Genomic DNA, 22,486 nt, shown 5'->3' on the forward strand with positions numbered 1-22,486 from the left:
TTATTTAACTGTTTTTTAGGTATATCCATCTCTAACCTTTCATAAGGAGACAATATCATATGCTAAACGGCGGTTTAAATATATTAGCAACCCGTATGCCGTTTTATACCTTGAATTTATGAATTATTTGTTGCAGTTCTTCAGCTATAGTAGCAAGACTCTCACCCGAATTAGAAATTTCTTCGATACTAGCAGCCTGTTCTTCCATCGATGCTGATGCTTCTTGGGTTCCAGCTGCATTTTCTTCTGAAATTGCTGATAAATTCTGCATTAATTCAATGATCTTATTCTTATTATCAGTCATTAATTCTGATGAGATATTTAACCTTTTAATAATATCTTCGACTGAATCTATTGCATCTGCAATAAGTTTAAACTTATCTTCAGTATCTTTTACACTCTTTGATTGAGAATCGACAATACCTTTTACTTTTTGCATAGTACTTACTGCACCATCTGATTTTATTTTTAATTCATCAATTACTACTTTAATATCATTTGTAAAGCTATTCGATTGCTCAGCCAATTTTCTGATTTCTTCAGCAACAACCGAAAATCCTCTCCCAGCTTCACCTGCTCTAGCAGCTTCTATAGCTGCATTTAGAGCTAAAAGATTAGTCTGATCTGCTATACTCTGAATCATTTCACTAGCACTTTCAATTTTTTCTGCACTTTGATTGTTGCTAAGAATAATTTCATAAATTGTTTGCGTTGCTTCACTATTTTGATTCGTTTTAAGTACAAGCTCTTTTAAAATATCATACCCTTCTTCTTTTTGCTTATATATTTCCTGTGATGCTTTATTTAGATCATGTATGTATTGTTCATTTTTTTCTAAATAATTACCCATTTCATCTATATTATTAGCAGATGTTTCTGTATCAATGGCTTGATTATTTGCCCCTTTAGCAATCTCTTCAATGGTTTTTACTACTCCTTCTGCTGATGATGCAGCCTGCTGTGATGTTGCCGTTAGTTCCTCAGATGATGCAGCTACTTGTTCAGCTGTATCAGAGGTTTTTATAATAAACTCTCTTATGTTATCTTCCATTATTTTAAACGCATTTGCCATAATACCTATTTCGTCTTTTCGTTTAATATACTTTAAAACTTCTAATTGTCCATCAATTCTAAAATCAAGATTAGCTTTTTTATTGATTATATTTGTTAGTGCAGAAATCGGTTTAGCTATTGAAGTACCAATAAAATAACTTATTACAGAAGAAATAGATAAAATAATTATTACTAAAAGTATAACGGATTTAATTATTGATGTTATTCCATTATTAATTATGTTCTGAATATTATCTATAGGTTTACCAACAAAATAAATCCCAATAACTTCATTATTTTCAGTTATAGGCACATATTGAGTAACATATTGTTTACCAAGTATTTCAGCTTCTCCAAAATATACATTTCCCTTAGATATTTCTTCATAAGCTTTACCTTTAGGATCTAAATTTGTACCTACAACACGTTCACCCTTCTCATCTCTAATAGTCGTTAAAATTCTTTTGTAATCATTTCCATTTTTACTAAATACAGTAGCTACTACATCCATTCCTTGCGATAGCTCATCAATATAAGCAAATCTACCATCAATAGGGTTACCATTTTCATCAACTAATCTTCCATCTGTTGACATCTTAAATTCTCCAAACTCTTCTACTAAATATACTTTAAGCATATTGTAAGCACTTCTTAATTGTTCTTCATACAATTCATGTATTATATTTTCAGTTGTTTTAAAACTACTTTTAAGTCCTATGCCTACAGTAGATATAGAAGATACTATTACCAATAAAAGAATTAAAATAATTAATTTATTTTTTATACTTTTCAAGCATAACTCCCCCTTGAAGACATAATTGTCCTAAAACTTAATTTGGTTTTAAAACATTTTAAGATCTTAAACATAAATAAACATATAATTTTAAATTTTAAAAAATTGTTACATTATTTTACTAGTTAAATAATATTATATTATGAAAAATTCATTGTCAACTTAATTATTAATTTAAATAAAAATTTAATTTTTACGTATAATCTATAATCATACCTCTGTTTGTTATACGTAGCAATATATTGCGTATATATGCAAAAAGCACCTACCCAACGGATAAATGCTCTTTAAATTCATCTATTATCTGTTTTATTCTTTTTATTCTTTTTGAATAGGTTAATATTTGAAATTACGTAAGATAATCACTATCTTTATTCATATACAAATACATTTCCTGTGTTATTATTAAAAAATTCTTCTAATTCTTCTTTCAACATTTTTTCTGCCTTTTCTCCTGTGCAATGAGAAACCCCTACTAGTTTAATCTTCTTTTCTTTTAAATAGGAAATAACCCTTTTAATCTTTTCTTCATCAGAGTTAACTAAATGAGTACCTCCTATAACACCATAAATATTCATATTTATTCTTTCTGAAATTGTATCTAAAATATTTACAATACCTACATGAGAACAGCCAACTATAACAAACAAACCTTTTTCGGTTTTTATACCAAGAGCAATTTCATCAAGAAACTTATCCATTATGTAATTACCATTTTCTTTTATAACCATTTTTTCATCTAAATTGGCATACTCAGTATCTACTTTAAAATTAGTAAATACCATTACATTTTCCGAAATAAAAGTTATATCTTCATTTATAAAATCTACATCAATTTTACTTTTTTCTAAATAACGCTTGTCAAAAGAACTGCCTATAAATTTATATTTTCCTTCTTCTATTGATTTGTATTTTTCCTTAAAGAAGTTTTCTCCTATAAAGAGTTTAAACTTAGAATTAAATTTTTCTACTAACTTTGGTAACCCTCCAGTATGATCATAATGACCATGACTTATTAAAACATAATCTATTTTATTTAAATCTATATTTAATTTTTCTGCATTATCAATAAAATTTTCACTTTGTCCTGTGTCAAATAAAATATTTATTCCCTTAACTTCAATAAATATTGATAATCCATGTTCAGTATCTAAAGGTAGTTTGTCTTTTAAATTATTTTCAATTAAAGTAGTTATTTTAAATTTCAGAAGAACTCCTCCTAACTTCAGGTTTATACCTAGCCGTTGTATTATTTGTCCATAGACCTCTTCTAATAATTATAATCTAGCAACTATTTAAAACTCTAATGGGAGTTTAATTAGCTATTGTCTTACGGATTTGTTCCAATGCATGAAGCCCATCCATATCCTACTCTATTTTTCTCGTAAAATTTCCTCGAGTGTATCTACTGCAGCTTCAATTAAATCAGGGCAAATTTTCTTAAATAAATTATTTTCTTTAGCATATCTTAATCCCTCTTGTGTACTTAAATCACATCCTAATAACTCTCGACATTTAAGTGAACCTACTTTATCTTGATAAATACGGGCAAACTCTCTTATAACTTTATTAGTTTTTCCTTTAGACGTAGTATCATTAACACTTATTTTTCCATATTTCAAACCAATAACCATAAATCCAGCTGTTACCACCCCACAGGTTTCACCTAATTGACCCATTCCTCCCCCAAAACCACCGGCAACTTTCAAAGCTGTTATTTGATCTAAATTGAAATCAGAAGCAAACGCACACAATACAGATTGAGAACAGGAAAATCCTTGGTTAAAAAGAGCTAAGGCTTGTTCTTTTTTATTCACATTATCCCCCCTTTAGGTGATTAAGTAACCATGCTAGGTTAAATTCACCACCTTGTATGGCTTCTCGTTATATTTCTCGTTTAGTTCCATCCATTTCATTAACATCTAATGCTTATAAAATATCGATGCTAAACTTTCAAACTCTTTTTGAACCCTTCAAAAACCGTTCCTTTGTGTCCTATTTTATTCATCAAGCATACTTGAAGCAATTTCAAATTCTTTTTGACTCTCTTGATATTTCTTTTCTTTAGGAGGAAAGGATTTATCGAATTCTTCAATTTCTTCTTCAGTAACATCAAGTACAGCAGAAAAAACTGCATGACCAGAAATATTATCTAATGCACCTTCATAAAGTGGCAATACTAATAAACCCTTATAAAACTTTCCATCAGGCATGGATATATTATATTTTTTCCCCCCCTAAAAATCTATATGGTTCATAATGATATGGATATCCTAATGTTAAAATAGCACGATATCCCTTTTCTTTTGCGACATTGATAGAATAAGTTATTAACTCTCTTCCAAGTCCTTTCCTATGAAAATTTGGAGATATAAAAACAGGTCCAAAACTAATTGTTTTATATTCTTTATTATCTTTTGATACTATTTTTGAATGAGTATAGAATATACCACCTACAATCTTGTCATCTGCTTCGATTACAAATGAGAGTTCTTTTATAAAATCTTTGTGTTCTCTCATTTTGTGAACAACAAAATGTTCATGACCTCCAGGAAAGTACAAATTCCAAAAGGCTTCCCTTGCAATTTCTTCAACTATTTTATAATCTTCTGGATTTTCGTTTCTTATTATTATATTCATAAAAAATTCTCCTTTTTACTTTTATACTACACGTTCTTCTATTTAACAGGTAAGTCTTATGCTATAATTCTAATTTGTGATAAATATTGTCTAACTCAACCCCATATCCTTATACCCTATATAAGTTTTATGATACCACCCAGTTAATTTCATATTGATTTAACATATCATTCCACTCATTTGGTACTTCTTTATTAGAAACAATAACATTGACTTCATTAAGTTCTGATATTTTATAAAAGTTTCTTACTCCTATTTTAGAGTAATCTACAACTACTATAACTTCCTTTGAATTTTCCATTATCTTTTTTGGTAAATTAGCTTCGTTTACATTATAGCCCGTTAATCCATTTTGCAAACTAATTCCTCCAACTGCTATAAATGCCTTATCTATATAAAAATTTTCTAATATATTTTCACTTATAGGCCCAAAACACGACAATTGATTGGTGTCTATTTCTCCACCTAAAAATATTATATTACCATCAAACATTTTATTGTTTTTTAAATCTATCATAATATTAAGACCTGCCACATTATTAAGTAACATAGTAATATTTTTCTTATCTTTTAAATGATACAGTATTTCACAAGTAGTAGTTCCAGTATCTATAGCTATTACATCTGACATGATAAACTAAAGTTGTAACACCACATAGAAATAATATATTATAATATTTAAGAAAGTGGTGATACAAAAATGAGTAAAAAAATATATGAAAAATCCTTTAAAGAGAAATTAGTAAAATTACATCTTGAAGAAGGCAGATCTATTGCCAGTTTAACTAAAGAATATGGCCTTGGACAAGGCTCTTTAAATATATGGATTAAAAACTATCGCAAAGAATGCATCCAAACAGAAATAGGAACAAAGGATTTAGAATTACTTGATAAAATTAGAAAATTAGAACGTGAAAACAAAGAACTAGAAAAGGAAAATAATTTTTTAAAAAAGGCAGCAGCATTCTTTTCCAAGGAAATAGACGATTAATCTATATATTTATTGATAAAAACAAAGATGAATTTGGGGTTAGATGCTTATTAAATCGTTTTAAAATATATCCAAACGCTTATCTAAAATGGGACATGAATTCAGCCAATTAACTGTTCATAAATACATGAAGGAACTAGGTTTGAAATCCATTACCTTTAAAAGAAAACCTGCTTATATTAAAGGCAAAGCACATAAAGTTTTTGAAAACCTACTAAAGCAAGATTTTACAGCACAAAAGATAAATACTAAATGGTGTACCGATTTCACCTATATACACCTTTTTAATGGTAGTTTAAGGTATAATTGTTCAATTCTTGATTTGTATGATCGTAGTATTGTTGCCACTAAAACTACAAATTACATAACTGCTGATCTAGCAATAGAAACATTAAATGAAGCTTTAGCAAATAATAAACCTGAAGAAAACTTGATACTCCACAGCGATCAGGGAGTACAATATACATCAAAAGCATTTACTGAATATTGTAAGAATAAAAAAATCAGACAATCTATGAGTACGGCAGGTTGTCCCTATGATAATTCACCTATGGAATCCTTTTTTGGTAAATTAAGAAATGAACATATTAAGCATTTTGACATTAAAAATGATAATCATTTAAATTTTCTAATTAATGATTATATTTATGGATATTATCATCATATCAGACCACATAGTGCCTTAGGTGGTAAAACCCCTTTTGAAATGAGGTTTACATAATTTATTCTATTAGGTGTTACAATTTTGCTTGACCAGGTCAATATCTACTAATATAATAAACATAAAAAATAACTGAACCCTTATTACTTACAAAAGTTTCAGTCATTTTTATTACTTACCATATTAATTTCATCCATACTTTTTTAATTATATTAATTCTCAAATTCTACTTAAATTGAACCTATTTAATCTTTACTACAGCATCGATGTCCTCTATATGGACAGTGATTTTGTATTTTCCAGAAATGAATCTATATAACGTGCAAAATCTGTCCCTGCTTCATAAAGGCCACCGTCCTTTTCAAGATAAGCCTTATCATATAACGTATCGTAGTAAAGCCTGCAGCTATATCCACCAATATCATTAGACAATTCTATTCTATACTTATTGGTATGATTGTTATTTAAGTGATTCTCTTCAATATGCGTTTGGTTGGTTCTTAGAGTTGAATCAATGTATGCTACTATTTTAGAATCAGTTGTCTCAAACTCGTATGCAGACTTAGATCCCATCATATCGGGGAGAAACTAAATTTTTACTTTGTTATACTCCGCATGATACGCCGTTTCAAGTATACCTGAATGACTTTCTAATACAATACTCCCTGCTTGAAGCATGTCCCACTGTTTAGGATTTGTAACTAGTGCGATTACAATAATAACGGCGATAATTAATACAACAACCATCCAAAAGGAGGGTTTCCAGTAGCTCAGCATATTTTTACTCCTCCCTTTTACATTGCTCTAAGTTCCAATATTTTAAGTTTGCACTAAGCTAGAAAAAGTATCTATTTCAGCTATCCTTTTTTATTTAGCACAATTTTTTGTATTGTTACTGTGCATCTTCTTGTTGCATTTTTTCAAGCTTTGATAAACTCCGTATCTCTCTAATAATAAATAGCATAGCAATTACTGAAGCGATCCCATCAGATATGGCATTACTTAGATAAATTCCTTTTACTCCTATTATAGGGGCTAAAATTAGTACCGATGGCAATATGATTATCCCATAGCGCAGCATCATCAGTATTGTAGAAAGCTTTGGGTTTCCTATCCCTTGAAAATACTGGGAACTAATAGTCTGTATCCCAATCAGTGGTATCATTAGAAAATAGAGCCTCATTCCGACCACGGCAGTACTCCTTAAGCTATCATCATCAGTAAAGATAGTTACAAGTAAAGAAGGGTATATTTGGATTATTAAAAATAGTGCCACAGACATTATCGTTGAATAAACCAGCGATCTAATCAAGGATTCCCTGACTCTGTGATACTGTTTACTACCCCAGTTGTACCCTATTATAGGCTGATTACCCTGGGCTAGGCCGATTACAAACATATGATAAAAACTAAAAATGGTTGATATGATTGTCATTGCAGCCACATCTAAATCCGAACCGTAATGTACGGCATTTGTATTTACAAACACATTAACAAATGATGCAAGTATCTGGGTAAAAAAAGAAGGCGAGCCAATCATAGAGATTCTTTTTATTATTTTAAGCTCATTTATAACCTTTTTATATTTAAGATTAATAAGTAACTCTTTGTTCGTCACAAAATAATATGTAATGTATAGAGTTAGTGCCGTTTGAGAAATAACTGTAGCAATGGCCGCTCCAGCAATCCCCATCTTTAAGGTAAAAATGAATATTGGATCTAAAACGATATTAAGTATTGAAGACCACAAGATAGCCTTCATGGTAATATTCGCTTTTCCGATTGCCCTTAGAGAATTGTTCAAACAATATCCAGGGATGCCAATAATCGATCCAACTATTATAATTAAAATATAGGGTTTTGCATACATATACACTGCATCTGAAACGGAAACTGCAACTAATATTTGATCACAAAATAGGACAAATATAGTAGCAAACGCTATCATCGAAATGATTATATATTTAAAGGACAAAAAAAGTATACTCTCTGCCTCTTCCTGCTTGTCCTCCCCTAGCTTTATTGATACTAAAGTCGCCGATCCTATTCCTATGAGTAGGATGATTGCCATTTGAAGCATTTGGATAGGCATAGTAATGCCGACCCCCGACAATGCCAAAGGGTCAATTTTTCCTACAAAATATCTATCCGCAATATTAAAGATTGCACTACTCATCATACCCAGAATTGCTGGTATACTAAGTTCCCATAATAATTTACTTATTTTTTCCTGGCCTAATTTTGTATTCATGCGTCCTCTTTTTCTACTTTATTTTACCATTATTGTATAATGTGTATTTATGTACTGTCAACTTTGGAATAAATTAAAAGTATATGTGACTACTTAAATAAGTAAATCCAATCGCTCATTAAAAATGATTATCTTAAAAATTAATGTCTGCAACTGAATATAAAGCTGTATTTCCACTTAATTTAACTCTTTCACCCTGAAATTCACAATATAAAATTCCACTTCTTCTAGATGCTTGATATGCTACCAATTCATTATTACCCGTTTTTGCCGCCCAGTAAGGAATAATATGGCAGTGCCCCGAACCACATACCGGATCCTCAGGTACATCTATTTTTGGAGCAAATGATCGCGATACACAGTCATAGTCCCTTCCTGGTGCTGTTACATGTAATAATAGTCCGTCTAACTTCTTTATCTTTTGCATATTAGGCTTAAGTTTTCTTATATTTTCCTCATTTTCAAGAACTAAAAGCAAGTCTCTTCCCTTGAAAGCTTCTATAGGCCTAATTCCAATGGCTTCTTCCATTTCATCAGTCACATTTATTTTTTGTAGGTCATAGGCAGGAAAGTCCATTTCATAAAGATCTCCCCTATTAATTACCTTCAAAACACCACTAAGAGTCTTAAATTGTATCTCTTCTAACTTTGTATTATAAAATTTGGTTATAACATAAGCTGTGGCAAGAGTAGCATGTCCACACAAATCAATTTCTCCTCCCGGTGTAAACCATCTTAATCTATAATCTTCTCCCTCTTTTACGGCAAAAGCAGTTTCAGATAGATTATTTTCCAGAGTAATTTTCAACATAGTACTTTCCGGTAACCACTCATCCATAATGCAGACTGCTGCTGGATTACCTTCAAATACTTTATCTGTAAAAGCATCAACAACATATTGTCTCATTTTTTCTCCTCCTTCATACTTCTATTTAATTCATTTATTATAGATAACTGTCTTTTTACAACTCAAATAGTATACCCCTACATCCCAAAATGCTGTTTCAATAATTCTTTAAATTTCATACTATCAATTGTCTCTTTTGAAACCACTCCCTCAGTCCTTTGTGTGAATGAATTATTTGTTAATATTAAATTTCCTCCGCCGGTGAGCCTAGTAATTAAAGGACTTTTGTTAAATGGTGAGTCTTTATGTTCAGCTATAATCTTTTGGATCATATTAATTTCAGATAAATCACTTATACTCTTCTTTGTATCAAATGCATATCCAATTTTCCAATCTGTATCCCTATGTTTTAACCTCATTTCAAAAACATAATCTCCATATTCACCATTTACCCTTTTTACCCGAAATTCTCCATTCTTAGAAGATACGCTCTCTTCGGTTAAAGGTACAGGTTTTAATGGCAAATTCCCACCAAAGCCCGTATCTATTAAGTACTTTTGCTCCTTGTAAGTTACAAGAATAACTACATGCGTTCTTCCAAGTTTCTGATATTTTTTTATATCGTTATTATAAATAACCCCTCCGATAAGGGCAGCATCAAAACCATTCTCTTTTAAGAAGAAATAAAGAATCAAATTTAATTCATAACATAGTCCGCCTTCATTTTTTACAAGTATTTTTTCAATTAAGCTTTCTTTAGTAATGTTACTTGTTCTATTTTCAATTATGCAAAGATTTTCAAAAGGAATATTTTCAGCAGTTTTTTCAAGAATATTACTAAGTGATTCAAATGTAATATTTTCTACTTGCATACCTATTCTTTTACGAAATAAAGCATTTATATCTATAGCTGATTGATTCTTTGGTATCAACTTCTTCACTTCCTCTCAATTATAGCAACATATATTATCAAATTTACTTAGTTTAAACTTTGCACCGCTGTAGTATCTACTATGTTAAGTTATAACCTTTTCTATAAAGATTTTAACTATTTCTTCATCAAATTGTGTTCCTGAGTTTAATATTAATTCATTCACCGCTTCAGGTACAGTTAAGGGTTCTTTATAATGTTTGTTTATCATAGAATCATAGGCCTCAGCTATGCAAAGTATCCTAGACTGAATTGGGATATTCTCTCCTTTAAGACCTCTAGGGTAGCCTTTACCATCAGGTCTTTCATGATGACAAAGCACATATTCTGCTATATGGGAAAATTCACTAACTGATTTTAAGATATGATATCCAGTTTCAGGATGCTTTTTTATTTCCTTACATTCCTTTTCATTAAGCTCAATATTACTGTTTAATATACTTTTGTCTAATCCAATTTTACCTATATCATGGAGCATTCCTAGTAAGGCTATTTCTTCAATCTGTTGGCCTTCAAGCTTCATAGCTTCTGCTGTTTTCGTGCACAGCTCTGCTACTCTTTCGCTGTGTAATTGCTCATCTTTATTTCTTTCATAAAGACTTCTGGTAATTAGAGTTATCATCTCGCTTTTCATACTGCCACTTTCAAGCAACTTTCTTCTATACATATAATCTTCTGCTTGAGCGAATATTTTTTCCATATCTTCAGATTCTTCTTTTTTAGTGTCTAATCCAAATGATACCGATGCAGATATTTTATCTATAACCGTATTGGATATTTTGTCCTTTAACCTGTTTACTATTAATTGAGCCTCTACACTATCTGTCTTTGGAAGAAGAATAACAAATTCATCTCCGCCTATTCTTGCAAGAATATCATCTGCTCTAAGCTCTTTCTTCATAATATCTGCAACAGCTTTAAGTAACATGTCTCCAGACGTATGACCAAATGCATCATTTGTAAGCTTCAAGCCGTTTACATCTGCCATTACAAGCGTTAAAGGAAGATTTCTTTTTGTATCTAACCTTTCCAGTTCTTCTTCGTAAAATCTCCTATTATATAATCCTGTAAGTTGATCGAAATAGCTAAGATATAGGATTTTTTCCTCTGTAGATTTACGTTCTGTGATATCCATAGCAAAATAAAGTCCAGCTTCCCCTTCATTCCAGTCTATCTTGATACCATCAGATTCAATCCATCTTATTTCTCCGTCTTTCTTTATTATTCTAAACTGCTGCTTGGTGACACCGTCCATACCTTCAAGTCTTTTTTTATGAAAAGCAAGTGTCTTTTCTTTATCCTCTGCATAGACAAAATCTGTAAATTTAATTTTGACTAGTTCTTGCTGACTATATCCTGTGAGAATAGATGTCATAGGATTACACATTTTTATCTGCTCATTTTGAATAACAAGAATGGATTCTACAGCATTTTCAAAAAGAAGACGGTATTTTTCTTCACTCACTCTTAGGGCATCTTCAGCCTCTTTTCTTTCCGTTATATCACTTAATAAGTTAAATGTAGCTGGTCTTCCTTTCCATTTAATTTTAAGAGAATTCATTTCTACCCACCGCACATATCCTCCTTTTTTTAAAATCCTATAACTATATATGCGGTCTACTGTTTCATCTTTTAATCTTTTTGTATGATTTGTCACTACAAGCTCTTCATCATCAGGATATATAAAGTTTAAAAAATGTAGCTTTCCCAGTTCTTCTTGTGAATAACCAGTAAGAGCAGTTGCCATTTGATTACTTAGAACAACTTTTCCATCTTGAATTACTACTATTGATTCAGCTGCATTTTCAAAAAGTAGTTTGTATTGTTCTTCACTCTCTTGAAGTGACCTTTCCATTTCTTTACGTTCTGTTATGTCATGCTGACTGGAAAGTACACATTCTTTACCCTGATACTCTATGATTATACCGCTTCCCATGGACCAAAGCTCTTTACCCGATGCAGTCCTAACATGCATCTCGAAATCCGTTACTATACCTTCATTCTTTATTTTGTCCAGCCATAAGAGTCTTCTCTCAGGGTTCACCCAGTGCATCATAGCTGCTCTTTGACCTATTACATCTGCTTCTACCTCAAAGTATTCCATCCCCTTTGGATTTATATAAAGTACTGTGCCATCCAGAGTTATAATGGAAAGACAAAAAGGCAGAGTATCTATTATCCTTTCAAACTGCAGCTCATTTTTAATTATAGTTTCTATGGAATTTTTGTATGCTGTGATATCCCTATTGTTTGCTCTATATCCCAGGTAAACTCCCGTTTCATCTATTACAGCCCTACAAATATGCTCTATCCATACGATGTAGCCGTCTTTATGAAGTATTCTAAACTGTTTTTCATACATTTTATCTCTGTTAGCTATTTCATGATGATGACTTTTCCATATTTCTAAATCCTCGCCTAATATAATAGATTCAAATAGCCTAGGATTATCTAGAAACTCCTCAGAAGCGTAGCCTGATATCCTTTCACATGATGGAGATACATATTGGAGTTTTCCATTTTGATCCTCCCATGTTTCCCAGTCATATGAATAATCTGCTATTATTTTATATTTATAATCTTCTAACATTTTAAATTTTCCTCCAAACAAACGCTTTAAATTATATTTATATAATCCATTATAGCTTAATTTTCACATTGTAAATTATTATATTAAAAACAATAAATTATTTCCTAGTATATCTTATTATTTATGCCCGAGGGTGTTAATAGCAATCTGAACTAATACTAGATTGTTTTCCAAATTAGCTTTAAAAAAACCTACTTAAATGCATACAAAGTATGACAAATAAGTAGGTTTTTCTAACTTGTTAAACCATCTTCTTGACTTATAAAATTTAATCTTACATATTCACAACATCTATTATAGTTAAGTTATTATTTCTGAAATCATCTCTAAGATTGATATAATTAGGTTTCCCATCATTTTTATTTAATATTCTTATTTTTGGTCTTGTTGAAGCATCTGAGAAATTTTCAACTACGATTCCTATAAGTCCATTATTAAGTTTTACGCAAGTACCAATTGGATATGCGGCAACTTTTTTAATAAATAGATTTACTAAATTGAAATCAAAATGGGTATCACAGCCACCCATTATATATTCTATTGCATTAGCAGGTAAAATTGATTTTCTATAAGGCCTATCTGATATTAAAGCATCATAAACATCAGCTATTGCAATAATTCTTCCAAATAAAGATATATTTTCGCCAACTTTATTCTTGGGATATCCTGTTCCGTCATATTTTTCATGATGATCTAAAGCAGCAATATATGACTTTATAGGAACATCAAAGTTTGATTTTAAATATTTATATCCAGTAGTCGAATGAGATTTGATTATTTCAAATTCTTCGTTTGTTAATTTATCATTTTTATTTAAAATATTGTGGCTTATAAATATCTTGCCCACATCGTGTAACAATGCGCCCATAGCTAGTTTATATAACTCATCTCTATTTAAGTGGGATGATATACCCACAATAATGGAAAGTACAGCTACGTTTACAGAATGATAATAAGTATAATTATCATATGATTTTATATCTATCATATTAACCATTAAATGTTTATTTGAGACTAATTCATCTGCCATGTTTTTAGCAATATTACTAATATTATTCATATCCTTATCAATAGGATTTTTGTTTTCTATATTCATAAACATATTTTTTATTTTTGCTATGGACTCTAGTTTTAATTCATCACTAATTACATTTTTAATCTCAATATCTTGTGAAATATCATCTATTATATATAATCCCTGAAATCCTAATTCCATAATTTTTTTAATATACGGTCCCTTTATTTTTGAGCCTTCTTTTAAGATAAGACCACCATAATTATTATATAAACTTTTGCCAAGTATTTGTCCTTCTCGCAAACAAAAAGTGGGTATAAATCTCATTTTTACGTTCCTTTCTAAGTCATATAATAGCTGTCGTTAAAATAAGAGCTTTGTATAATTAAATAATTTCTTTTAAATTGATTACATTATAATTAATTATACTATAGATTGACATTTAGTAAATTTCATATTGTAAATTATTATATTAAAAGCAAGCACTTATTATCTATAACTAAGTTAAAACTGCTTCTTCATAATATTATATAATTTTCTATATCTACCTTGCGGTATATTAATCAACGTATGATGTGACCCAGTTTCTATTATTTTACCATGTTGTAATAAATAAATGGAGTCTAGTGTTTGCAGAAATTTCAAATCATGGGTAATCAAAATTAACGTTTTATCCCGGGACCAGTTTAATAATAGCGACATCATTTGAGTAACATATTCCTGATCTAAGTTTTGAGTGGGTTCATCTAAAATTACCACGGACGGATTTTTAAGGAGTAGGCGCGCAATTGAAAGCCTTTGCCTTTGACCACCAGAAAGCCTAGAACCATCTTCTGCTAAAATTGTTTCCATCTTTTCTGGCATTAATTGTACGGCATCCCATAAGTCCACGGCCTTTAAGACTTTTTCTAATTGCTCTATTGTTGCTTTAGGATTTGCCAATAATAGGTTTTCACGCATGGTGGCATGGAAAATCGTAGACTTCTGTTCTAAATAAGCTATTTCACGCGCTAGTTGAGCACGTCCTAAATCTGTGTAAGCATTTCCACCATAGCTTATTTCTCCATCATCACATTGCCATAATCCAGCAATTAGGCGCGCTAGGCTAGATTTTCCACTTCCACTTTGTCCGACAAAGGCAATATGCTCTCCTTGAGAAACAGTAAGATTTATATTAGATAAAAATATTTCGTCTTTTTGGTGATATTGAAAAGAGACATCTTTTAAGATAATTTCTCTAGATGACAACTTTTGCTCAGTTGCTTGACGCACGGGAGTTTCTATTTCCTCAATTTTTCTTAGTTCTTCTCCCGCCTGTAATGAATCCCCCACTTGAATAATAGCCTTAGGCATTGCCTCTGCAGCTTCAAAGGCTACCCAAACCACCATCCCTACCATTGCTAAGTAAACTCCTTCTAATCTCCCAGTTTGAACTAGGGGCACTGCAACAGCTAGCGCACCTAGCATAGTCAAATGACTAAGAAAAGTAATAGTTCTATCTCCTAATGAAGATAACTTTCCTACGAAAAATTGCACATCAACTAAACCTGTGTGATACTTATTCATTTTTTCTTGCCAGTTTTTTAATGCCTTTGGATGCATCAATAAATCTACCAAACCGTGCTGATAATCCAAAAAGGTATCGGATAGTTGGGTTCTTTTTTGTGCAGATTCACCTCGAGCAGAACGAGTCGATTTTCGAATAACCGTAGGCACGACGATACCTGCTAAAAACATACATACCCCTAAAATTATAATCGCTTTATGAGCAAAAAACGAAAGAAAAATTGCGCCACAAATCAGGACCATAAAAAATGCCAGTGGCAAGGAAACAGCACGCAAATAAAAATATTGCAAGACTTCAATATCTAAAAGCATACGCCTATAGAACATACCTTCCGTGTAACCGATTAATCGATCTGGCACTAAGTTTTCTAGCTTTTTATATACACGAACCCGAAGTCCGCCTAATATCCGGTAGGCAATACTGTGATTTAAAAGACGCTCTATATAGCGTAAAAGCGCCCGGGCAATCCCAAAAAAACGCACACCAGTTATAAGTGTCATTAACCATAAAAGAGGTGGCATAAGAGCTGCCTTTGATAACAAAACCGCAGATGTGGCTAGTAATCCCATGTTTGCACAAATAGTAAAACCAGAGAGCATGGCACCTAAAAAAACCCAACCACGATACGGCTTTAAAAGCGAAAAAAGCCATTTTACATTTTGAGGATTCATGAGTTTTCTCCTTTCACTAAATTATAATAATAATTTTTCTGGGCTTTTAGTTGCCCTGGTTTACCTTGTTCTACCAAATGCCCTTCGTGAAAAACAAGAATCCGATCGACCTGCTCTACTGTGGTAAGACGATGGGCAATAATCAAGGACGTCTTTTTTCTGAGAAGATTATTTAAAGCATTAATGACATTTTGTTCGCTTATAATGTCTAAATTATCCGTCACTTCATCTAAAAATAAAATTTCTCTAGCTTCATAAAATGCTCTTGTCAAGTAAAGTAATTCCTGTTGACCACCTGAAAGCTCAATTCCACCTTGCCCTACAAGTGTATCTAACCCCTGAGGACAATTCAAAATACTCTCACTTAATCCGGTTTCTTGGGCTAGTTTTTCTATTCGTTTCTTTTTAGTCTGATCTAAATTAGCTTCCATTGCAATATTTTCACTAATACTCATGCCAAATAAATAGGGCTTTTGGGGCACATAAGAAATACGTGATTGCCAATGTCCTATTTGGCCGTCATGCATATCCTTTCCATTAATTAAAATGCGCCCTTTGGTAGGCTTTATTAATCCTAAGGCAAGCTGCATGATTGTTGACTTTCCACTACCACTTTGTCCCACCATCGCTAAAGATTCACCAGCCTTTAATCTAAAGTTAATATCTTGTACTGCATAAACCTTGGTCTCAGGATAACGATAAGATACATTTTCAAAAGTAAGATCTGAAAAAGAAAATGACTCGTCCTTTATTTTTAGAGTTAATTCTTCTGATACATTTAAAAAAGCATATATATCTGTCGCTGCAGCTTCTGCATCTAAACTTACATGAAAATATGATCCTAGGCTGCGCATCGGTTTATAATACTCTGGAGCTAATAACAAAGTAAACAAAGCAATTTGATAATTCATTTCCCCTGAGACTAGGCGTAGACCTAAACTCACTGCAACCAAAGCAATGGAAATAGTTGCAATTAGTTCTAGAGCTAAAGATGAAATAAATGCCCAGCGTTGTACGCGTAGAGTCGATACCCGATAGGCCTCACTAATCGCTTCAATTTTATTTCCCTGCTCTTCACTTCGACCTAATACAACGAGGGTTTCTAGTCCACGCAGTACATCTTGAAGATAGCCTGAGAGCTGAGTAATTAGTCTCCACTGGCGTTCACTTGCATTTTTCGTCCACTTCCCAATAAGTATCATAAAAAACGGTATTAATGGTAAGGTTAAGAAAAAAATCACAGATGCAATATAATCAAGAGGAGAAACCACCAGTAAAAAAAGAGTTGGAATTAATAGTGACTTTATTAACTGAGGTAAATAACTACGAAAATAAGTTTCTAGGGTATCTACACCATCCAATAACATACTAAGCATGGCCCCGCTCTGTTTCTTTTCCATATAACTAGGGCCAAGTAGAGCTACCTTCTGAATGATACGAGATCGTACATTTTTTTGAATTACTCCAACTAGCTTTTGAGCATATAAATCATCAAAATAGTCAGTAATCATGCGTAAAGTAAGTACTACTACAGCTTGGATAAAAATCGGCTTTAAAACTTTAATCCCAATATTATCTAAAAATGCATTTTGAATAATTTTAGCGATTAACCAATACTCCCACAATAACAAAAATGCCGAGAAAACTGATAGAAAGACAGATACAAAAAATAAACGTGGTGTTTTTTGTATTTCACTTATTAAATTCCGATTTATCATGAGTTCACCTCCAAAACTGGATTCTTCGTATCTAACATATCAAAAAAGCAGGCTGCCAAAGATAGCCTGCTTTCTCTATTCCTTAATAATGTAAATCATTTTTTGTTACGCGTTTGCGGAACACGTAAAATGACCAAGTTTGATATGCCAATACTATTGGCACTAAGGTAAGTGCAATGAAGGTCATCAAGCGAAGTGTCTTCGGCGATGAAGATGCATTGTAAATATCCAGGCTCCATTTTGGATTTAACGTGGATATCATAATATCTGGGAAAATTCCAGCAAAAACTGTCGCTGTGGTACAAACAATTGAAAGGCCAATGGTAATAAATGCAAAGCCTGCCTTCCCACTATGATTCTTCCAAACTGACAAAATCATCATAACAGCAGCCGCGGCGCAAAGAACCATTGCCAGTGTACTATTAAAAATATCCGATACGAAAAAAGCATATACTACCCACAGCACAGTTGCAACAATCATAGCAAGGCCTAGTTTCGGCGCCAATGGACGCAAACGGTCTAAAATTTTCTGTTCTCCAACTTTTAATTGCAAGTATGTAGCTCCATGGTATAAAAATAATAAGGCAAAAACAACACCGCCTAAAATGGTAAAGGGCGTCAATAGTGTATAGAAGCTTCCGGAATATTGCATATCGGCATCTATCGGTACCCCCGTCACCAAATTACTCACAGCTACGCCCCACAAAATTGCTGAAAGAATAGAGGAAATTGCAATTATAGCATCCCAGTTCTTACGCCATTTCAAAGAAGGCTGTAAGCTCCGAAATTCTATTCCAGTTGCTCTAAAGATTAAAGCAACTAAAATTAAAAACAGCGCGATGTAAAAACCGCTAAACATGGTTGCATAGACATGTGGAAAAGCTGCAAATAATGCACCACCTGCCGTAATCAGCCATACTTCATTTCCATCCCAAAAAGGACCAATAGTATTTAAAACAACTCGGCGTTCGTCATCATCTTTACCTAAAAACGGAATCAAGGCTCCTACCCCATAGTCAAACCCTTCCAAGAAAAAGAAGCCAATGAATAAAACTGTGATCAATAAAAACCACAAAATATTTAAATCCATAACGAACCCTCCTCCTTGGCTATCGGTGCTTTTGCTTCCTCATCTACACCTTTTGCAAATTTTACTAACAGTTGAACATCAATGACTGCTAATATCAAATATATGAGGGTAAAACCAACCATCGATAATAAAACCATCTGACTAGAAACCACAGTGGATACCCCATCTGCAGTTTTTTGTAATCCAAATACAATCCACGGCTGACGGCCCATCTCTGTAATCAACCAGCCAAAAGAATTGGCAAGATACGGTAGTGCTATCGCAGGTGTCAAGAGCATCAAGAATTTATGCACCCATCCACCACTTAACATCTTATTTTTAAATGCAATAAATACAGAAACCATAGCAAGTAAAACCATAATTGATCCAGCAGCAACCATAATTCTAAAACTCCAGAACATGGTTACTACATCAGGAATATAATTTCCACTACCATATTCTTCTTCATATTGCGCCTGAACATCATTAATGCCCTGTACTTCCTTAGTAAAGCTATTAAATGCCATAAAACTAAGTGCATAAGGAACCGCTATTTCATGATTATTGGTTCTATTTTCCACATCAATACTTGCCCATAGTGCTAATGGTGCTTTTTCAGTAGTTTCCCATAGAGCCTCCATCGCAGCCATTTTCATTGGCTTTTCCTCTGCTAAAAATTGACCTTGGAAATGGCCTATACTAGCCACTGCTAAAGAACCAATTAAAGCTGCCACTGCCGCTAACTTAAAAGACGAACTGAAAATGGATTCATCCTTATGTTTCACCAAATGATACGCACTAATACCGAGCATAAAAAATGCAGCTGTTGATACACCTGCAGTAAAAGTATGGCCAAACTGAGTAAAAACATAAGGATTAGTGACTACCTCAAAAAAACTATCCATTTCAACACGGCCATTATTTAAAACATAGCCAACAGGGTTTTGCATAAATGAATTTGCTACTAAAATCCAAAAAGCAGATAAGTTTGTCGCAATGGCAACGAGCCAAATACTAGCCAAGTGCACCTTTTTCGGTAGCCGATCCCAGCCAAAAACCCAAACCCCCAAAAAAGTAGATTCCACAAAAAAAGCAGCTAACGCCTCAATTGCTAGAGGTACACCAAAAATATCCCCCATAAATCTAGAATACTCAGACCAGTTCATACCAAATTGAAATTCTTGCACTAAGCCTGTCGCAACGCCCATGATAAAGTTAATTATGAATAGCTTTCCCCAAAACTTGGCCATCGTTTTGTACTTTAGATCATTCGTGCGATAGTATTTTGTATGAATAATTGCTAGTAGTATGGATAAACCCAAAGTCAATGGTACAAATAAAAAATGATACACTGTAGTAATCCCAAACTGCCACCTTGCAAGTAATAAAGGATCCATAAACTTCCCCCCTCTTTAACATATTTTTTAAAAATGTCTTAATCTTATAGAAATTATAGGTAAAATTTTCAGGTAGTGCAATAAGTTTCTTAACACCCATAAAAAACCTACTTATATGTATACAGAATATAACAAATAAGTAGGTTCTTATTACTCTTCTATCCTTATATGTAGCACTTTAAATACAGATAAGAAATCATTTACGTGGTGTTTTGCCCCCGTATGCGCCCATTGTTATGTTTACTGAATTGCCTGTGATTCTTTTATTATTGATTTCGTTTAGTAATAAAGCTCAAAAAAGAATTTACCTGTTTTTCTAAGTATGGATAGCTTTCTTTCAGTGTCAGCTTATTGTCGCTGTCAAGTTGTTGCATAACATTTGGTATAGTGAGACGCGGCACATTCATAACATCCATATTCAATAAACTTATGAGTGTAACAAGATGGTCCTGGGCTATGCTAGTTCCGATCATAGAGGGAGAAATCCCGCTTATAGCGGCCGGTTTCCCTGCCAGAACCTGCCGCTCTTGATCGCTAATCGGGCGGGATAGCCAGTCGATCAGGTTCTTTAAAACGCCCGAAAAAAAGTGATTGTATTCAGGTATGAAAAACCATATACCATCTGCAGACTTCACTTCATTACGAACGCGTTTGACAGCCTCTGGTGCGGGATATTCAATGTCCTGATTCATTAATGGTACGTCTTGATATTCAAGTAGTTCAAAATCAGCTCTATCCCCAATAATTTCTTTTGCTGCTAATGCCAGCTGACGATTATAGGATTCTTTTCGCAAAGAACCCACAACAGCTACTATTTTTATTTTTTTCAATATGATGCACCCCTCTCTATGATATTATTCTCAATAAGAAATCTTATCTTGTATAAAAGTACCTTTCTTCAAATCATCAAAAGCCTTATTCAATTCTTCCTTAGTATTCATGACAATAGGACCACCCCAAACTACTGGTTCGTCCAGTCGTTTTGAACTTATGAATAAAACCTGTGCTTTTTCATCTGTAGCCTTTATCTCTACTTGATCACCTGATGTAAGTTTTACCGCTGTCTTTTCCTTTACCAGATCACCTCCGATATATGCATCCCCTAACAGGGTAAACACCATGACAGAGCAATCATTTTCAGTATTCATCACAGTTGATGCATTTGGGTTTATGTGTAAATCGTAATAGTTAAGCGGAAGATATTTGCCCATATATCCTTTGCTTCCTTCAAATTCGCCCGCCAAAAGTCTTAGCTTACCCCAATCAAACTCTAATTCCAAAATTTCTGAGTTTTTAATGCTGTGATAAGCCGGAGGAGCCATTTTGTCCTTCGCCGGAAGATTCAGCCAAAGCTGCACACCAAGCATTCGCTCAGAAGCCGGTAATTTTTCTTCATGCATTATACCAGAACCCGCTGTCATCCACTGGACTTCTCCATCACCAATCGTATCCTCATTTCCTAAGCTATCCTTATGAGTCATAAAACCACGATACACATAACTGATTGTCTCGATACCTCTGTGCGGATGCATGGGAAATCCCGCTGTATAATCATCTGGATCTGTGCTATCAAAGGAATCAAGCATTAAAATCGGATCATATTCCTGTACAGTTCCATTTCCTAAAACCCTAACCAAGCTCACTCCAGCTCCGTCCTGTGTTCCAAACCCTTTAACCTGTTGCTTAATTTTTCTTTCCATAATCATAACCTCCATCCTATTTATTCACATTAGATTTTACTGTCCATCAATCGGCAAGATGCGCCGTCAGTATATGGCTGTTATTTTTTGCTTTCTAGGTAGATTATACATGGAGGTTATATATTCCTTCTCTTCTTCCTTGTTTTTATACTTTTCATATTTTAAAATGTCCAAGTATCCTATTATTATCAACGGCATTTTAAAATCCCATAAAACCTTTAATCAAAAAATACATAACCAAAACCAAACTTAAATTCTTGTTATATTTTTAGTTATTATACATAAAAAAACCTACTTAAATGTATACAAAGTATAACAAATAAGTAGGTTCTTGTTACTGTAAAACCATCTTTAGACTTATAAGATTAAAATTAAGATTAAATCTTATAAGTCCTTAGAACACTGGCGGCTCGTCCTCAGTTAAAACTTCGTCCTTTGCCTCTGTGCCTTGAATGCTTTGGTTACTTCGATTATTCATCGTTGTTCCCTCCTACATTCAGATTGATTTTACAATAATATTATGTGCAGAATTTCGGGTTTTATACTCTTGATTTATTTATCTCTTTTTGATATAAATCTATTTTTTAACCTG

At 32.8% G+C, this 22,486-nt stretch carries 19 protein-coding genes and 2 pseudogenes; 1 reads left to right on the forward strand and 20 read right to left on the reverse strand.

Annotation, left to right across the window (positions count from 1 at the left end):
- Positions 1-103 precede the first annotated feature (103 nt).
- The 7 genes and pseudogenes from B8965_RS00515 to B8965_RS00535 form a co-directional block, all read right to left on the reverse strand.
- Positions 104-1,846 carry a methyl-accepting chemotaxis protein gene (locus tag B8965_RS00515; protein ID WP_143334176.1) on the reverse strand — a complete coding sequence of 581 codons (1,743 nt, stop codon included), beginning with the start codon at positions 1,844-1,846 and terminating at the stop codon, positions 104-106.
- Positions 1,847-2,217: 371 nt separating this feature from the next.
- Entirely contained in the window at positions 2,218-2,631 is a 414-nt protein-coding gene (locus B8965_RS12660; RefSeq protein WP_242941895.1) for an MBL fold metallo-hydrolase, read from the reverse strand.
- A gap of 141 nt (positions 2,632-2,772) precedes the next feature.
- Positions 2,773-3,099 (reverse strand): annotated as a pseudogene (locus B8965_RS13035) (MBL fold metallo-hydrolase); the annotation flags it as partial.
- A 120-nt stretch (positions 3,100-3,219) separates the two neighbouring features.
- Complete coding sequence (locus B8965_RS00525; protein WP_084051910.1) at positions 3,220-3,663, reverse strand: C-GCAxxG-C-C family protein; 444 nt, start codon at positions 3,661-3,663, stop codon at positions 3,220-3,222.
- Positions 3,664-3,846: 183 nt separating this feature from the next.
- The gene (locus tag B8965_RS12665; RefSeq protein WP_242941896.1) at positions 3,847-4,059 is read right to left on the reverse strand and encodes a hypothetical protein; all 213 of its coding nucleotides are present in this window, start codon (positions 4,057-4,059) and stop codon (positions 3,847-3,849) included.
- A 7-nt stretch (positions 4,060-4,066) separates the two neighbouring features.
- Positions 4,067-4,486, reverse strand: coding sequence for a GNAT family N-acetyltransferase (locus tag B8965_RS00530; protein ID WP_242941897.1), 420 nt, complete (start codon positions 4,484-4,486; stop codon positions 4,067-4,069).
- Between the two features lie 127 nt (positions 4,487-4,613).
- A complete protein-coding gene (locus B8965_RS00535; protein ID WP_084051911.1) occupies positions 4,614-5,117 on the reverse strand; it encodes a DeoR/GlpR family DNA-binding transcription regulator in 504 nt (167 codons plus the stop codon).
- 69 nt (positions 5,118-5,186) lie between these two features.
- Between B8965_RS00535 and B8965_RS00540 the strand changes: the two are divergent.
- A pseudogene (locus B8965_RS00540) lies at positions 5,187-6,198 on the forward strand (IS3 family transposase).
- Between the two features lie 213 nt (positions 6,199-6,411).
- Here the strand turns inward: B8965_RS00540 and B8965_RS00545 are convergent.
- From B8965_RS00545 to B8965_RS00605, 13 genes are all read right to left on the reverse strand, one after another.
- Positions 6,412-6,714 (reverse strand): hypothetical protein, encoded by a 303-nt coding sequence (locus B8965_RS00545; protein ID WP_084051912.1) that lies wholly within the window; start codon positions 6,712-6,714, stop codon positions 6,412-6,414.
- 12 nt (positions 6,715-6,726) lie between these two features.
- Complete coding sequence (locus tag B8965_RS00550) at positions 6,727-6,915, reverse strand: hypothetical protein (RefSeq protein ID WP_084051913.1); 189 nt, start codon at positions 6,913-6,915, stop codon at positions 6,727-6,729.
- 115 nt (positions 6,916-7,030) lie between these two features.
- The gene (locus B8965_RS00555) at positions 7,031-8,389 is read right to left on the reverse strand and encodes an MATE family efflux transporter (protein ID WP_084051914.1); all 1,359 of its coding nucleotides are present in this window, start codon (positions 8,387-8,389) and stop codon (positions 7,031-7,033) included.
- A gap of 133 nt (positions 8,390-8,522) precedes the next feature.
- On the reverse strand, positions 8,523-9,296 hold the full coding sequence (locus tag B8965_RS00560) for a PhzF family phenazine biosynthesis protein (protein ID WP_084051915.1): 774 nt from the start codon (positions 9,294-9,296) through the stop codon (positions 8,523-8,525).
- A 77-nt stretch (positions 9,297-9,373) separates the two neighbouring features.
- Positions 9,374-10,177 carry an arylamine N-acetyltransferase family protein gene (locus tag B8965_RS00565; RefSeq protein WP_200805837.1) on the reverse strand — a complete coding sequence of 268 codons (804 nt, stop codon included), beginning with the start codon at positions 10,175-10,177 and terminating at the stop codon, positions 9,374-9,376.
- Between the two features lie 75 nt (positions 10,178-10,252).
- Positions 10,253-12,757 carry a PAS domain S-box protein gene (locus tag B8965_RS00570; RefSeq protein WP_084051916.1) on the reverse strand — a complete coding sequence of 835 codons (2,505 nt, stop codon included), beginning with the start codon at positions 12,755-12,757 and terminating at the stop codon, positions 10,253-10,255.
- 274 nt (positions 12,758-13,031) lie between these two features.
- Positions 13,032-14,075, reverse strand: a complete 1,044-nt coding sequence (locus tag B8965_RS00575) for an HD-GYP domain-containing protein (RefSeq protein WP_207651160.1) — start codon at positions 14,073-14,075, stop codon at positions 13,032-13,034.
- A gap of 201 nt (positions 14,076-14,276) precedes the next feature.
- A complete protein-coding gene (gene cydC / locus B8965_RS00580) occupies positions 14,277-16,010 on the reverse strand; it encodes a thiol reductant ABC exporter subunit CydC (protein ID WP_084051918.1) in 1,734 nt (577 codons plus the stop codon).
- Positions 16,007-17,728 carry a thiol reductant ABC exporter subunit CydD gene (gene cydD, locus B8965_RS00585; protein ID WP_084051919.1) on the reverse strand — a complete coding sequence of 574 codons (1,722 nt, stop codon included), beginning with the start codon at positions 17,726-17,728 and terminating at the stop codon, positions 16,007-16,009. Before cydD ends, cydC begins: the two co-directional genes overlap by 4 nt.
- Before the next feature lie 82 nt (positions 17,729-17,810).
- Positions 17,811-18,818, reverse strand: a complete 1,008-nt coding sequence (cydB, locus tag B8965_RS00590; RefSeq protein ID WP_084051920.1) for a cytochrome d ubiquinol oxidase subunit II — start codon at positions 18,816-18,818, stop codon at positions 17,811-17,813.
- A complete protein-coding gene (locus B8965_RS00595; protein ID WP_084051921.1) occupies positions 18,809-20,194 on the reverse strand; it encodes a cytochrome ubiquinol oxidase subunit I in 1,386 nt (461 codons plus the stop codon). The genes cydB and B8965_RS00595 overlap by 10 nt, the downstream gene beginning before the upstream one ends.
- A 266-nt stretch (positions 20,195-20,460) precedes the next feature.
- Positions 20,461-21,024 (reverse strand): NADPH-dependent FMN reductase, encoded by a 564-nt coding sequence (locus B8965_RS00600; protein ID WP_084051922.1) that lies wholly within the window; start codon positions 21,022-21,024, stop codon positions 20,461-20,463.
- A 30-nt stretch (positions 21,025-21,054) separates the two neighbouring features.
- Positions 21,055-21,894: a pirin family protein gene (locus B8965_RS00605; RefSeq protein WP_084051923.1), complete on the reverse strand. Its 840-nt coding sequence runs from the start codon at positions 21,892-21,894 to the stop codon at positions 21,055-21,057.
- Positions 21,895-22,486 lie beyond the last annotated feature (592 nt).

The organism is Desulfonispora thiosulfatigenes DSM 11270, from assembly GCF_900176035.1.
Taxonomy (GTDB): Bacteria; Bacillota; Peptococcia; order Peptococcales; family Desulfonisporaceae; genus Desulfonispora; species Desulfonispora thiosulfatigenes.